This is a genomic window from Emticicia sp. GW821-FHT11C11 (assembly GCF_058808615.1).
The window spans coordinates 590,366-605,981 of record NZ_JBXARV010000002.1 but is presented as its reverse complement, the minus strand read 5'-3'; the positions used below and the strand labels follow the sequence as shown (position 1 = coordinate 605,981).

The window sequence follows — 15,616 nt, the reverse complement described above, 5'->3', positions numbered from 1 at the left end:
CGAGCAAATATTAAAGGGTACTATATACTATAATAGAAAGCCATATTAGCCTATTGGCCTAAATAATTTATATCCCAATCAAACAAGAAGTCATGTTTTGCGGGTGACCGGGTTAGTGCATAACCCGGAACACTGTACTGATGCAGACAATTGCTTTCCTAATCTACATAAATTCATACGTATCATGTCGCCAGAGCCAGAATTTGAAATCGTTTCAAGCAAGAACAAATTTAAGAACATCATCAAGGTGATTGGTGTAGGTGGTGCCGGCTGTAATGCCGTTAAGCACATGCACAAACTGGGTGTTAACGATATAGGCTTAGTCATTTGTAATACTGACCTACAGGCGCTGGAATCGGCTCCTCCGGGCATTCACCGTTTGCAGATAGGAATTGAACTGACCAAAGGTCTGGGGGCAGGTACCGAAGCTGCTATGGGAAAAAAAGCAGCAGAAGAAAGTGAAAAGGCGATTCGCGATATGCTGAAAGACCCCACCGAAATGGTGTTTATTACGGCGGGGATGGGTGGCGGTACCGGTACAGGTGCGGCTCCGGTTATTGCGCGTATTGCGAAAGAAATGGGTCTGCTCACGGTAGCGGTAGTAACTGATCCTTTTACATTTGAAGGTGAAGACAAAATTATTCAGGCACGTGCCGGAATCGAAGAACTGAAAAATTGTAGTGACACTGTATTGATTATCAAGAACGAACGCCTTGAAATGCAATATGGTGATATGGATATTGAAGAAGCCTACGCTAAAGCAGACGATGTGCTGGCAAATGGTGTAAAGAGTATTGCCGAATTAATAACACGCCCGGGAATTATAAACCTCGACTTTGCCGATGTGAAGAAGGTGTTGGGTAATGCCGGTCAGGCTGTAATGGGTACTGCAGAAGCCGAAGGCGAAAAAAGAGCAGAAGATGCCATCAGGTTGGCACTTTCATCGCCATTGCTTGAAAGCAACGGCATAGGTGGAGCGCAACGGGTATTGGTAAGTATTGCCTATAGTCCCGAGCATAAAATCAAGCTTTCAGATCAGACCCTGGTAACCAAATTTATAGAAAACCAGATTCAGACAAAAGCCCGTTTGTTTAAACATGGTTTTGCCATTGATGAGAACCTGAAAGCCAAGGTAAGGGTAACTATAGTTGCGGCAGGTTTTGATCTGCTTCCGGATCAGCCTGAACCCAAAGAACCGGAGGTAAAAACAACCAGAAACGAGAAAAGAACGGAAGAGTCGCAGACAAAGCATAAATCAGCAGCCGGAACAACCACCGTATCTGAAACCCCGAAAGTAGATGATACCGAGAGAATCAGAGCCATGATCCAGCGCTTTATGAGAGAGGGCTACCGTAATCCGGCTTTGAATACCCCAACCTATGCCCGCAACGGCATTGAGTTGCAGGATGCAAAGAAGCTGAGACAGAACGGGAAAGTACTTGAATATGATTTGGATTATTTACTTACCATGATGGAATCGACCCGATAATTTTTTTGTTGTCAGTAAACGAAAGTTTGTTAAAGTAAAACGAATAATGAAACCATCTCACTCAAAAGGTCATTATTGGTTTTACTTTTTCTGTATACAACTGTTAAGATTTATTTAATCATACCTTATGATATTAGACCGTAAAACCGCTCCTCCTTCGCAAACCATAGAACAGGTGAGTATTCCGAAAGCAGAAAAACTGCTGCTTGATAATCAGATACCTGTTTATATGATTAAGGCAGGCGAGCAACCTGTGGTGCGTCTGGAATTGATTTTTGATGCAGGGAGCAGATACGAAAATAAAACCGGAGAATCGTTTTTTACTGCAAAAATGCTTTCTGAAGGAACCTCTCGTCACTCCGCTGCTGAAATCAGCGAGTATTTCGACCGTTTCGGAGCGTTTCTGGAAATCAGTCAGGCAGTAGAGCGACTCACAATAACCGTGCATGGGTTAACCAAGCATTTGCATGAGTTACTGCCGCTTTTACAAGAGATGATTGCCGAGTCGGTGATTCCCGAAAACGAACTGCAGGTTCAGAAGAATATAACTTCGCAAAACCTGAAAATCAATCTGGAAAAAAGTGCCTATGTGGCAGGACAGGTTTTCAGAGAGCAGATTTACGGAACCAATCATCCTTATGGCAAATCACTACATCTGGAATTAATAGAAGATATTGCGAGAGAAGATCTGGTTAATTTCTATGAAAAACAGATCAAAGGAAAGGCGTTTAAAATCTTTATTTCCGGTAAGTTTGGCGATGATGAAATACAGGCGCTGAATAAGTATCTGGGCCAAACCAGGCTTGAATCGCCGGGACAATCAGAATTGCCGGATAGTGCAGATGAGATTAAACGCCCTGAAAGTGTACTAGTTGCCAGGGAAGATAATCTGCAGTCGTCTATACGATTAGGTAAACGCTTGTTTGGCCGTACTCATCCTGACTATTTCAAGTTTATTTTAACCAATGCGCTGTTTGGAGGATATTTTGGTAGCAGATTGATGAAGAATATCCGTGAAGAGAAAGGGTTCACTTATGGTATTTCGTCAGGGCTTGTACCTCAAAAAAAAGGAGGATATCTGGTAATGGGTACTGATGTAAAGAAAGAGTTTACCCAACAAACGCTGGACGAGATTATTAAAGAAATTCAGCTTCTTCAGACGGTTCCAGTAGAAGAAGAGGAAATGGATACAGCCAAGAATTATATGATTGGTTCGTTGATTGGTTCATTGAACACCCCGTTTGAAGTAGCCGACAGACAGAAAATTATTCTGTTGGATGAATTACCGGCCGATTTCTACGATAATTATATTCAAAAGATTCGCGCCGTTACGCCGATGGATGTTATTGAAATGGCAAATACGTATTTTAAGCCGGAAGATTTATGCGAAGTAGTAGTAGGAGGGAAATAAGCAAAGGGCAGGTGTCAGACCTGCCCTTTGTTGTTTAGAATCCTACACCAATGGTTTTGGTTTGTATTCTGAGTAGATACATATCGGCAGTGATATAAAGTGTTGATCCATCATTGCCCCAGGCACAATTGGCTGTTGGCACTCCGGTTTCAATTCGACCTATTAATTTACCTTGGGGCGTTAAAATCAATACACCACCGGGGCCGGTTGTGAAGATATTACCTTTTTTATCTATTTTCAGTCCGTCGGGTAATCCTTGAAGTCCTTCTTTTACCATCGGGGTGGTATCAAACAGAATTTTACCTTTGCCCACTTTGCCATCTGCCAGAACCGGATAAGACATAATATAGGCTTTTTCAGGGTCTGATTGCGCTACATATAAAGTCTTTTCATCCGGCGAAAAAGCCAGTCCATTAGGGCGGGTAAGGTCTTTCACAATCAAAGTTACTTTTCCGTCAGTTGCTCTTCTGTATACGCCGAAAACCGGTGTTTCACGGGTTGGGTCTTTGTCTTTTTGCATTAAGCCATAGGGTGGGTCAGTAAAATAATAATCACCGTTTGACTTCTGTACTATATCATTAGGGCTGTTAAAGCGTTTACCTGCATGGTTATCAGCCAGGGTACGCTTGCCGCCGACGGTCAGAGGCATTACTGAAATACGTCTGTCGCCATGCTCGCAGGAAACCAGCATGCCGTCTTTATTAATGATTAGTCCATTGCTGCCCGGTTCGTCACTATATACGCCAAGACCGGTATAGCCTGATGGTTTCAGAAAAGGTTTGGCGCCTTCTCCTTCTCTCCATCGATAAACCGTATTGGCTGGTACATCAGAAAACAACAGATAATTGCCGTCTTTTACCCATGCAGGGCCCTCAGCCCAGTCATAGCCCTCACTCAGAATTTCAATTTTTGCATCTTTATCTATCAGGTTATCAAGTGCAGGATCAAGGCGGTTTACCTTGCCGAGTGTTTTTAGTTGGGCTGTAGCAGTATAGCTCATAGTCAATATAAAGGCGAATAGTGTTAATGTTTTCATAGAATAGGATGGTAATAGGTTGAATAGCGAAATTAAAAGATTTTTACAAAATATACATAACTCTGTATCAGGAATGTAAAGAAGCCGGAGTAGTCTGATTGCACATTATTTATAAGCAAAACGACAATGTTTTTCTACGCTGATGAGCTAATATATTTCTAGTATCCTTCTTCTTTCAATAGTTTAATTTCGTCGAATATCTTAGAATCAATATCATTGATGATTGAGTCTGAAGATAAATAATAATCTTTAGGCGCAGATAGACCGGCTAAAATAGCATGTTCTACTTTGTTTTTTAATAAAAGCTTGACATTCAGAGTGCCAAAACTTGCGCGTGCAATACCTCTGGTCAGTAAATTTCCGTCAAAGAATTTAATAAAAGTGGGTTTTGGATAAGGAATATTTACAGAGCTGAGCCAATCCATCCATTTGAACTCTGATATCATTGGACCCTCCGTCTGAGGCGTAGTAAGTACAAACCGATGCCAGGGTACTCTCAGGATATCGGCTAAAATAGCTCCATGCATTGCCTCGGAAATAATATATTTTGAAGAGGCTATTTCTCTAAGCGTGTGTTCAATTCCTAGCGCGGGCTCGGGAGATATATAATGATAATTCATTTTTTTACATAAAGCCTCCCAATCAAAATAGTCGATAGACTTAAAGTAAGGCAACACGCTTACCTCATATTTTTTGGGTAATTCTTTAAATTCTCCAAAGAGGTTCGTTAGTCGGGTAGCATAAGCTGCATCGGCAATATATTTGAAATTGTTTCCTAAAAATGAACTGGACAATGGACCTCTTAAGAATCGTATGTCCCATGAATTATCATATTTGAAAGGGCTATAAGTTAATCTGATGCCGGTACCGAAAATGATTTTTTTCTCTGCGGCTAAGGAGCCGATAAGGAAAGATTTATCGCAGAGTATAGAGCCTATTCCTAAAAAAGCAGTTTTGTCTTCTGCATTATGCTCCGTAAAGAATTGCGGCCAAAGCCAGGCATTCAGGTCATCTCCAAAATTGCCATTATGTGATTTGAAATAAACATAATTCATAAAATATAGGCTATAAAGTATACAAAAACTATTGAATCTTTAATTTTTCATTGTAAGATAATAAAAACTATGGGAATAATCATACCATAAACAAAGTCGGGCAAATACGAGAATAGGTAATAACGTGCGATTCAGCTAAAAAGCTAACTGAATTATATTGAGTTGAACTGATAAATGAACCATAACACTCATAAAATAATACTGCACTTTAGCAAAGAGTCATTCCTTAATTCTATCTTTGCCTTTCAGTGAATACAGCACTAAACTATTCTCAATCTTAACTTATAAATACTATCATGCGAACATTTTTTCGGATGCGCTACCTGCTTACAGCTGTGGCAGGAGTGTCTCTACTTTCGGCCTTTGTTTTTGACGAAGCCCCCGCTCCAAGCATTAAAGTTCCTGCCGGATTTTCAGTTTCTGTTTTAGGAAGTGACCTTGGCGCAACCCGTCATATGGCCATCAATAAGAAAGGAGGCGTTTATGCCAAATTATCCAAGTTGAAAGACGGCAAAGGTATGGTTTACCTCTATGACTCTAACGGCGATGGCAAAATAGATGCACAAAAAAACTACATGGACTACAAAGGCACAGGTATTGTTATTAAAGATAACTATCTGTATTCATCGTCTAACACAGGTGTTTATCGCTATCAACTGGATGCCAACGGCGAAATTACCAATATAGATACCCCTGAATTGATAGTAACCGGATTAGTAGCCAAAGGCCGTGACGAATCTAAATCTATTGCTTTAGATAATAACGACAATATCTACGTAACCGTAGGCTCATATGATGAAACCTGCAAGGAAAAAGGTACTAACAAGGGCATTTCGCCATGTGCTTTGCTTGATTCAGTGGGCGGGGTATGGCGCTTTAAAACCAATAAGCTGAACCAGTCTTATGCCGATGGTGTGAGGTATTCAACCGGATTGAAAAATATTGTGGGAATAGACTGGAATACCAAGACCAACAAATTGTTTGTGATGATGCATGGAAGAGGCCAGTTCCATGAAGCATTCCCTAACTATTATACACCTGAGATGAGTACTAAGCTACCTGCCGAAACCATGTATGAATTGCATGAAGGGGCAGATGCAGGCTGGCCTTATGTATATTACGACCAGTTCCAGAAAAAGAAAATATTATGCCCTGAATATGGTGGCGACGGTAAAAAGACCGGAGGAGAAAAAGCAATTGACCCTGCCGCGGCATTCCCGGCGCATTTAGGCCCCAATGGATTGTTGTTTTATACAGGTACGTTGTTCCCGGCTAAATACAGAAACGGCGCTTTCATTGCTTTCCACGGACAATCACCTGAGCTGAAGAAAGGGTATATGGTAGCGTTTGTGCCTTTCAAAAACGGTAAGCCTTCAGGACCCTGGGAAATATTCGCCGATAACTTTGCGGGTATTGACCTGGTTAAACCAACCGGCCCGGTACAACACCGCCCTTGCGGACTGGCACAAGGGCCAGACGGCTCTATTTATGTGTCTGACGACTTAGGAGGAACCATTTACAAAATAAGCTATAAAGCAGGTAAATAGTATTGCTGTTTTTTGAGCAAAGGGCATGTTGACGGCATGCCCTTTTTTTATTCAGACTATATGGAATAAAGTATTCCCTGAGGGCCTGTTGGCCATATTTGCTAAGAATATGAAAACCACAGAGTTATGGAATAAATGGAGCCTGAATGCTTCTGCGGAACAATATTCTGCCTGGCTAAAATCGGGCAATTTCCGGTCTCTGATTAACGATAAAGAGGTTTTCTAAAAATAGTCCTACCTTTTTTATCTTTTTTTGTCTAAAACATCGGAATTGTGAAAATTGTGTAGTAATTTTGCACCCGAAAAATGGAGGTGTACTACCTATTTTCGGATCTACATTTAAAAACTCATCTAAATATAATATGGCATCAGTTAGACCAGATGAAGTTTCGGCTATTCTGCGTGAACAACTAGCAGGTTCAAAAACCGAAGCGGAACTCGAAGAAGTAGGTACAGTGCTGCAAATCGGAGACGGTGTGGCACGTATATATGGTTTATCAAAAGTACAGGCCGGTGAATTGTTGGCTTTTGAAAACGGTTTAAAAGCACTAGCACTTAACCTTGAAGAAGATAACGTAGGAGCGGTACTTTTAGGAGATTCAACAGGTATTAAGGAAGGCGCAACCGTAAAACGTACTGGCGAAATCGCTTCTGTGAAAGTCGGTGACGGTATTATAGGACGCGTTGTGAATACATTGGCAGAACCGATTGACGGTAATGGCCCGATTCAGGGTGAAACCTTCGAAATGCCTGTGGAGCGTAAAGCACCGGGTGTTATCTTTCGCCAGCCTGTAACAGAGCCTCTTCAAACAGGTATCAAAGCGATTGACGCGATGATTCCGATCGGTCGCGGACAACGTGAGTTGGTAATCGGTGACCGCCAAACCGGAAAAACTGCGGTTTGTATTGATGCGATCATCAACCAGAAAGAATTTTACGATAAAGGCGAGCCGGTATACTGTATTTATGTAGCCTGTGGTCAGAAAGCATCAACAATCAAAGCCGTTGAGCAGACTCTTCGCAAATATGGCGCTATGGACTACACAGTAGTTGTAGCAGCAGGTGCATCAGATCCATCACCAATGCAGTTCTTTGCTCCTTTTACAGGTGCAGCTATCGGTGAGTATTTCCGTGACACCGGCCGGCCGGCACTAGTAGTATACGATGACTTGTCGAAACAAGCAGTTGCTTACCGTGAGGTGTCATTATTGCTTCGTCGTCCTCCAGGACGTGAGGCGTATCCGGGAGACGTATTCTATCTTCATAGCCGTTTACTGGAGCGTGCCGCTAAAATCAATGCCAATGATTCAATTGCACAGAACATGAACGACTTGCCTCCTTCATTGAAAGGTAAAGTGAAAGGTGGTGGTTCATTAACGGCTCTTCCGATCATTGAAACACAGGCAGGTGACGTTTCTGCTTATATTCCGACTAACGTAATCTCAATTACTGACGGTCAGATTTTCTTGGAGTCAAACCTTTTCAACGCCGGTATCCGTCCTGCTATCAACGTAGGTATCTCGGTATCACGCGTGGGCGGTAATGCTCAGATCAAATCGATGAAAAAAGTAGCTGGTACCTTGAAACTAGACCAGGCGCAGTTCCGTGAATTGGAAGCCTTCGCTAAGTTTGGTTCAGACCTTGATGCTGCTACCAAATTGACCATCGAGCGTGGTCGTCGTAATCAGGAGATCCTGAAACAAGGACAGTTCTCTCCGTCTCCGGTTGCTGAGCAGGTAGCTATCATCTATGCTTCTATCAATGGTGTGTTAGACAAAGTTCCTGTAAGCAGAGTGAAAGAATACGAGGCTGAATTTGTTACATTATTGAAAGCACAAAACCCTGAGGCGTTGAAAGCGCTTGCAGCCGGTAAACTGGATGATGCCGCTGAAACCATCAAAAAAGTTGGTAAAGAATTAGCTGAAAAATATGCTTAATACTATAGAATGAAGAGCGGATTCTCTCCCTCTTCATTCTTAATTTTATAGAAAGATGCCTTCATTAAAAGAAGTTAGAAATAGAATTGTCTCGGTTAACTCAACCACGCAGATAACAAAAGCCATGAAAATGGTTTCTGCTGCGAAGTTGCGCAGAGCACAGGATGCTATTCTTCAGATGCGTCCGTATGCTAACAAACTGAACGAACTGATCGCTACTGTATCTGCTAATACTGAAGTAGGCGCTACCAGCCCTTACACCAGTGTGCGTCCGGTAGAGAAGGTTCTTGTAGTAGTGGTTACGTCAGACAGAGGACTTTGCGGTGCATTCAATTCAAATATCATTAAAGCAGCAATAGCTGCAATTAATGAAAAGTATCCTTCGCAGGCGGCTAAAGGCAATGTAGAGATATTGGCATTAGGAAAGAAAGGTGGTGAAGCCCTGGCTCGTCGCAGCTTTAAGGTGAACGAGACTTTCATGTCTATCTTCCAGAACCTGAACTTTGCTCATGCACGTTCTGCAGCAGAGTCAATCATGACTGCGTTTGCCGAAGGAAAATATGATGTAGTTGAACTTGTTTACAACGAATTTAAAAATGTAGCTACTCAGATTTTGAGAGTTGATCAGCTGCTTCCTTTAGTAGATAAGAAAGCCGATGCTTCATCAACCAGCAAAATAGATTACATTTTTGAGCCTTCGGAAGAAGAGATTGTATTGGAATTGATACCAAAGGCTATTAAAATGCAATTGTTTAAATCGGTGTTGGAGTCAAACGCATCAGAACATGGCGCACGTATGACAGCCATGGACAAAGCTACAGACAACGCTAATGAGCTGCTTCGTTCGTTAAAAATTGAGTACAACCGTAGCCGTCAGGCTGCTATCACCAAAGAGATTCTGGAGATTGTAGGTGGTGCCGAAGCATTGAAAGGACAATAATTACTCTTCATAAGGTAATATACAAAAAAGAATAGAGGTGAGTCAGCTGACTCACCTCTATTCTTTTTATAATAGTTCTGTATGAATCAATTACCCGGGATTACCAATCCGGGATACGATTATGTTTACATTTCTGTCACGCTCATCACTCCCAGGTTTTCAAAGAGTTTCAGCCAGTAATGCGTAACGGTAGGGTTATTTTCTTTCGATGAGCTGATAGGTTCAAACGGTAGAATCATTGATACCTCCGGATTATTCAATGGGTAATTTTTCAGCTTTTCAGCATCTGTTTTTGCCCATTCTTCGGCTTGTGCTTCGTCTTTCGGCGGGTGTATCTGAAAATCTCTGCCATTTTTTACACTTTCTACCATATCGCTCAGGTAATAGACTTTTGTAATACCGGGGTTTTCTGATAACCGGGCAATTACCGGTATACTGGCAGTAATATTGGTTTCCAGATTAGAGGCGTTGTCGTTCTGCATTTTCAGTCTGTTGAGTGACTGCTGAATAACAAAGTTTCTTTCTTTACGTATGGATAAATCGTAGGCGGTCTTAATAGCCTCCAGATCGGTTGCATTGACACCTTCAGTGTCTTCCATTTCAGTGCGGCAGGTAAGCGAAAGCGTACGCCCTTTTGAGGTATTTTCGTGTATATAATAGATTTCGAAGGTATCACCTGCTTTTCTGAAATTCTGCTCAATAATGGAGCTGAGCGTTTGCTGGTATTTTTGCGCTACAAAGGCTTTTTTTACATCAACACTGGCTGTTTTATCAATGAAGATCAACGTATGTATGCCGGGGCTTTTAGCTTGGTTCTCAGTTTTTTGTGTCTCTTTATCGCCACATGAAAAGAGAACAGGTACGGAAAAGAAAAAAGTAAGTAAATAGAAAGCGATTGAGGCCTTTTTCATCAAAATGGAGTTTTGTTCTAAGATATCGTCCCGATACAGAACCTTGAACGAAAAATACGAAGCAAAATTATGAAATCAGTATGTCAAATTTAACTTTTTTCTATATACGGTATCGGCAGGTGTGTTTTTTTGCCAGAATGGATTTTGAATGGAGCCCTTAAGAATGCCACGCGACGTGAGAGCCTTATTATAGGCTGTGTAACTTTCTTCCCAACCAACAATTTTGTGTGGGAAATTCTTCTCGAATATTATCCGGAGGCTCCTTTTACTTTCAATGTATTGAATGTGGTAATCATACAAAGAATCACCTTTGAAAGTGGAATCACCTTTATACGGTTCTAAGGTAACATCGGCAATGGCAGGTGCCGGTTTTTCACGTCTCAGGCGCAGAGAAGATAAACTGGGCACCAGAATAACTTTACCGACTGGCAACTTTTGTGGGGATGTCATACGGATGCGGGTCCAGAGTTCATCCTCCAGAATCGCTTTATCGATATGATAATCATCTTCTATTTCTTCTTCAAAATAAGACTTACCCAGTACCTGATACCCATTCTGGCGGAAATTCAATTGCAGGAAAGTCTGCCCGCTCCAATCCTGATTGGTATTTGATACTTTCAGAGTTGAAGGATACTCTTGTGTTTGCAAAGGTGTGAAAACAGAGGTATAGAGGGAGAAGTCGTGCACGCCGGTGACAAATCGCTTGATAAAATTGAGTTTTAAAACCTTTATCGCTTTCTCTTTAGCGTCTGATTCCAGTTTTACGTGTTTGTCTTTCCGGAAGTCTTCGGTATTAAATACCATAATGGCTTCACCTTTATTCAGGTTTCCGAATTGGGCTTCCTGTAATGTATAGCTGCTGATTTCAGCTGTACCGGGGTTCCAGTAGGTTCTGAAAGCAATAGTATCATAAAGTTGTTGTTGTGTGTCAGATTCTCTTTTACGGCACGATATCAACAGCGCTACTCCAATCAAGAAGCAAAAATATTTCATAAATTCAGGCTTTGCTTAAACATATATCAAACTTAATAAATAAAATCACGATTCTCTATTAAAACTGCTCCGAAAGATGGAATCTTGTTATTTTTTGCCCTTCCAGCTTACCAGAAACACACCTGCCAGTACCAAAGCCGTGCCTATGATTTGCTCTGCCCAAATGGGTTCATTTAAAAACAGAGTAGCCAGAATAATGGTAAAAATAGGCCCTATGCTGGCAATAATTGAAGCATTGCCCGAGCCTACCCGCTTGATACCTGCCGAAAACATATAGGTGGGCAAGACAGTAGAAAAAAGCGCCATTGATAGTGAAATAACGTAAACCTCAGCCGGATACCGGAAGATATCCAGACGATTGTAAAAATAGCTGTGAATAAGGGTTGGCACTAATGCCGCCAGCATAGCCCAGGAGGTGAAACGTGTGGTGCCTAGTTTATTGATTAACTTGTCGCTGCCGACCAGATAGAAAGAATAGGTAAGTCCACTCAGAATGATCAGAAATGCCCCCAATGCTATATTTTTTTGCTGATGTGCGTGGAAATGCTTTGTAAACGCCACCATAATACCTGCGTAGGTTATCAGAAGTGCCAACCATTGAAGGCCGCTTACTTTTCGTTTGACCAGAAAAGCATTGATTAGTAAAACGAAAGTAGGATAAACAAAAAGCAGTATGCGTTCCAGACTTGCCGAGATGTATTCCAGTCCCAGAAAATTGACATAAGCCGATACATAATAACCAATAAAACCTATCAGTGCTACCTGCCACCAAACAGCACCTGCTACAACCGGATGTGTTTCTTCTTTGAGCCTGGTATGGAAAATGATCAGTAAATAAAACGGTGCAGAAAATAGGAACCGGAGCGCGAGCAGAGAAATAGAGTCGATACCATACTGGTACGCCGATTTTATGAAAATACCTTTTAAGGCAAAGCCAAAAGCCGCTCCAAAAACCAAAAATGCGCCAATTAAATACTTTGTGCGGTCTGACATAAAAAATAAACTACCTGATGATTTCTCAAAATGGTAAAAATGATAGCTTTGCTTTTATTTTCTACACCCCCGTTTGGGTTTTAGTTCATGTATGTTTGAAAAGTTAAATTTTTTATTGTTATTATTAAAAATTATTACATAATTCACTCGTTCAGAATAGATAAATAAATAACCCACATGGTAACGTCCAAAAAACTAAAAAGAGAATCAGAAGAAACAGTCAGCATTCAACCACGTGAGCAAAAAAAACCTTTATTAATGGAAATTGCCTGGGAAGTATGCAACCAGGTGGGAGGGATATATACCGTAATCCGTTCGAAAGTGCCTTCAATGGTAGAAGAGTGGGGCGAAAACTATTGTCTTATCGGCCCGTATTTTCAGAATACAGCAGTTGTTGAATTTGAACCAATTGAAGACCTGGAAGAATCATATTTCGGTAGAATTGTGAAGCGAATGCGGGAGATGGGTTTTGAGGCACACTATGGACGCTGGCTGGTGACCGGAAAACCAAAAATTGTTTTATTGGACTTCAAGAATTTACTACATAAAACAAATGATCTGAAGCATAACCTCTGGAACAAGCATCAGATTTCTACCCTCAATGCCGAACCTCTGGTTGATCAGGTTATTGCTCTGGGTGAAATGATAAGGGTGTTTTTGACGGAGTTCGGAGAAACATACGGGCATAAAAATGATATTATCGCGCATTTCCACGAGTGGATGGTAGCATGTGCCTTGATAGATATTCGTGCCGATAACGTGCCTATCTCGACAGTATTTACCACACATGCTACCATGCTTGGGCGTTATATAGCCAGTAATGAGGCCAGTTTTTATGAAAAATTGCCTTACTACAATTGGGAACACGAAGCACAGCATTTTGGTATATTGGCACAGGCAAAAATAGAGAGGCTGGCAGCACAGAAATGCCACGTACTCACTACTGTGAGTGATGTGACGGCGAAAGAGTGTGAAGTGTTTTTCGGGCGTAATTGTGACCTGATACTCCCTAATGGCCTGAATGTAACGCGATTTGCGGCAACGCATGAATTCCAGAATCTGCATTTAAAGTATAAAGAGAAAATCCACCAGTTTGTGATGGGGCATTTCTTCCAGAGTTATTCGTGGGATCTCGACAACACCCTTTATTTCTTTACCTCTGGCCGTTATGAGTTCCGGAACAAGGGCTATGATCTGACCTTGGAAGCCCTTAAAAGGCTGAATTTCAAGATTGTGCAGGCAGGCTTGGACACAACCATCGTGATGTTTATTATCACCAAAAACCCTGTGTATTCAATTAACCCCGAAGTGCTGCAGTCGAGAGCGGTGATGGAGGAGATCAGACAAAGCTGTGAGGCTATTGAAAAACAGGTAGGCGAACATCTGTTTCATGCATCGGCAGCCGATGAGAACCCGAACTTACCCGATTTGAATGAGTTTGTGGATGAATACTGGCGCTTAAGATTACGCCGGACTATCCAGATATGGAAAACCAAAAAACTACCGCATACAGTTACCCATTTATTGAAACAGGAGGATGAAATAACTAATTATCTGAAATATACCAACCTGCAGAATCACCAGCAGGATCGGGTGAAATTTGTATATCATCCTGACTTTATTTCACCGACCAATCCGCTTTTTGGTATGGAATACAGCCAGTTTGTTCGCGGATGCCACCTGGGTATTTTCCCGAGTTATTATGAGCCGTGGGGTTATACACCTCTGGAGTGTGTGGTGAGAGGGATTCCTACTGTAACGAGCGATTTATCAGGTTTTGGCGACTTCATGATTCAACTCATGAAAGATTACGATAGTGTAGGAGTATATGTGGTAAACCGCCGGACCAAGAGTTATGATGAAGCCGCAGACCAATTGGCTGATATATTATTTAATTTCGTAACGATGAACCGCCGCGACCGTATTATGCAGCGTAACAGAGTGGAGAATATTTCGGAAATTTTCGACTGGACAAACCTGCGCTCGTATTATGATACAGCCCATGACCTAGCGCTTAAACGAAAAGGGATATCAAGAATTTAGAATAACAAAAGAGGGCAGATGATTCATCTGCCCTCTTTTGTTATTTGTGTTATTTAGCTGCTTCGTCTATCCATCTGACCATCTCCTGCACTACCAGTTCGGTAGAACCAAGGAAACCGGTACTCTTGAACTTGATTTTTCCTTCTTTATCTATGCAGAATTTGGCAGGGATGCCGTTGACTCCGTAATCGCCGGCTACTTCTCCTTGCAGATCAAAAATAACAGGAAACGTATTGAAGCCTCTCTGATTTACAAAATTATTGACTGATGGTTTTATCTGATTTTGTTCTAGCCGTTCAAAGGTATTCACAAACAGGAATTGCACGTTGGGATTGTTTTTGTATTTTTCCATGACCTGCTTCATGCCCGGAAAAGACATAATACAAGGCCCGCACCAGGTTGCCCAGAAATCCAGAATCACTACTTTGCCTTTCATATCAGACAATTTTACGTTTTTACCCGACAAATCTACCAGATTGAAATCCGGAGCCTCTGAACCTACTGAACCGGCACTTCGGCGCTTTACATCTTGTATGAAAAGTTTCGCAAAGAAATAGTTCTTCCCTTCTTTTTCTAACTGTGCTGCTGTATTGGCAAAAATTTCAAAATCTTTCTCCGGATTCAGAAAATTATTAACAGCAATTATACCCGCTAATGAAGTGCCCAACTCAGCAATCATGGGTTTAATTGTATTGAAATAATTCTCTTCTGCTGCCATATATTGCGTCTGAATTTCCTTCCTTTTTTTATCGTCTTTTTTCTTTGCTATGACTTCAAACTGTTCATTTAATGCCAGCTGCACCTTACGGAACTTTTGCGCTTCAACCAGTATCTGATTAAACTTTGACATATTAGAAGCACCTTCTATAGTATAAGAAGCAGCCTTATCAGGAGTACTCACACCATCAGCTACCAGATTGATGTCTTCACCACCATCCAGAATCAAACCTATTACTTGCTGATTGGCTATATTTACCTGATAAATGCCCGGTTCGGGTATCAATCCTTTTAAAGAGAAGGTCTGGTCTGCGGCAATATTTACCGAGTCTACTTTTAGCGCAATGTTCCTGTCGTTCATTCTCTCAAAGTACACCTTGCCTGCTACCGGGCTATTGATTTTACCTTTTATGCTAAAGGGTTTTCCGGTAGTTGCCTTTGCTCCGGTTTCCGAAGGTTTATTTTGTGGCTGCGATTGGCAAGCCCAACCGAAAGCCAGAAAACATATTGCAAAAATAGATTGTCTCATAATGTGTGTTTATTC

General features: G+C 41.5%; 12 protein-coding genes. 6 read left to right on the top strand and 6 right to left on the bottom strand.

Features of this window, described 5'->3' with window-relative positions:
• The first annotated feature begins 184 nt into the window (after positions 1-184).
• Complete coding sequence (gene ftsZ / locus AC1RRY_RS12465; RefSeq protein ID WP_492820331.1) at positions 185-1,489, top strand: cell division protein FtsZ; 1,305 nt, start codon at positions 185-187, stop codon at positions 1,487-1,489.
• A 127-nt stretch (positions 1,490-1,616) separates the two neighbouring features.
• Positions 1,617-2,900 (top strand): M16 family metallopeptidase, encoded by a 1,284-nt coding sequence (locus AC1RRY_RS12460; protein WP_492820333.1) that lies wholly within the window; start codon positions 1,617-1,619, stop codon positions 2,898-2,900.
• A 34-nt stretch (positions 2,901-2,934) separates the two neighbouring features.
• On the opposite strand, the gene AC1RRY_RS12455 is transcribed toward AC1RRY_RS12460, so the two are convergent.
• Both AC1RRY_RS12455 and AC1RRY_RS12450 read right to left on the bottom strand, forming a co-directional pair.
• Positions 2,935-3,936, bottom strand: coding sequence for an SMP-30/gluconolactonase/LRE family protein (locus AC1RRY_RS12455; protein WP_492820334.1), 1,002 nt, complete (start codon positions 3,934-3,936; stop codon positions 2,935-2,937).
• Positions 3,937-4,094: 158 nt separating this feature from the next.
• On the bottom strand, positions 4,095-4,991 hold the full coding sequence (locus AC1RRY_RS12450) for a polysaccharide pyruvyl transferase family protein (RefSeq protein ID WP_492820336.1): 897 nt from the start codon (positions 4,989-4,991) through the stop codon (positions 4,095-4,097).
• Positions 4,992-5,284: 293 nt separating this feature from the next.
• Here AC1RRY_RS12450 and AC1RRY_RS12445 point away from each other — a divergent pair, with 293 nt between their 5' ends.
• The 3 genes from AC1RRY_RS12445 (at position 5,285) to atpG (ending at position 9,415) form a co-directional block, all read left to right on the top strand.
• Positions 5,285-6,538 carry a PQQ-dependent sugar dehydrogenase gene (locus tag AC1RRY_RS12445; RefSeq protein WP_492821313.1) on the top strand — a complete coding sequence of 418 codons (1,254 nt, stop codon included), beginning with the start codon at positions 5,285-5,287 and terminating at the stop codon, positions 6,536-6,538.
• Between the two features lie 362 nt (positions 6,539-6,900).
• Positions 6,901-8,475: a F0F1 ATP synthase subunit alpha gene (gene atpA, locus AC1RRY_RS12440; RefSeq protein WP_492820338.1), complete on the top strand. Its 1,575-nt coding sequence runs from the start codon at positions 6,901-6,903 to the stop codon at positions 8,473-8,475.
• Between the two features lie 55 nt (positions 8,476-8,530).
• Positions 8,531-9,415 (top strand): ATP synthase F1 subunit gamma, encoded by an 885-nt coding sequence (gene atpG, locus AC1RRY_RS12435; protein ID WP_492820340.1) that lies wholly within the window; start codon positions 8,531-8,533, stop codon positions 9,413-9,415.
• A 125-nt stretch (positions 9,416-9,540) separates the two neighbouring features.
• Here the strand turns inward: atpG and AC1RRY_RS12430 are convergent, their stop codons facing one another.
• From AC1RRY_RS12430 to AC1RRY_RS12420, 3 genes are all read right to left on the bottom strand, one after another.
• Positions 9,541-10,326, bottom strand: a complete 786-nt coding sequence (locus AC1RRY_RS12430) for a hypothetical protein (RefSeq protein WP_492820342.1) — start codon at positions 10,324-10,326, stop codon at positions 9,541-9,543.
• A gap of 75 nt (positions 10,327-10,401) precedes the next feature.
• The gene (locus AC1RRY_RS12425; RefSeq protein ID WP_492820344.1) at positions 10,402-11,319 is read right to left on the bottom strand and encodes a hypothetical protein; all 918 of its coding nucleotides are present in this window, start codon (positions 11,317-11,319) and stop codon (positions 10,402-10,404) included.
• An 87-nt stretch (positions 11,320-11,406) separates the two neighbouring features.
• Positions 11,407-12,312: a DMT family transporter gene (locus tag AC1RRY_RS12420; RefSeq protein WP_492820346.1), complete on the bottom strand. Its 906-nt coding sequence runs from the start codon at positions 12,310-12,312 to the stop codon at positions 11,407-11,409.
• A 177-nt stretch (positions 12,313-12,489) separates the two neighbouring features.
• Between AC1RRY_RS12420 and AC1RRY_RS12415 the strand changes: the two genes are divergently transcribed.
• Complete coding sequence (locus AC1RRY_RS12415; RefSeq protein WP_492820348.1) at positions 12,490-14,355, top strand: glycosyltransferase family protein; 1,866 nt, start codon at positions 12,490-12,492, stop codon at positions 14,353-14,355.
• A 49-nt stretch (positions 14,356-14,404) separates the two neighbouring features.
• Here the strand turns inward: AC1RRY_RS12415 and AC1RRY_RS12410 are convergent, their stop codons facing one another.
• Positions 14,405-15,601, bottom strand: coding sequence for a redoxin domain-containing protein (locus AC1RRY_RS12410; RefSeq protein WP_492820350.1), 1,197 nt, complete (start codon positions 15,599-15,601; stop codon positions 14,405-14,407).
• Positions 15,602-15,616: the final 15 nt, after the last annotated feature.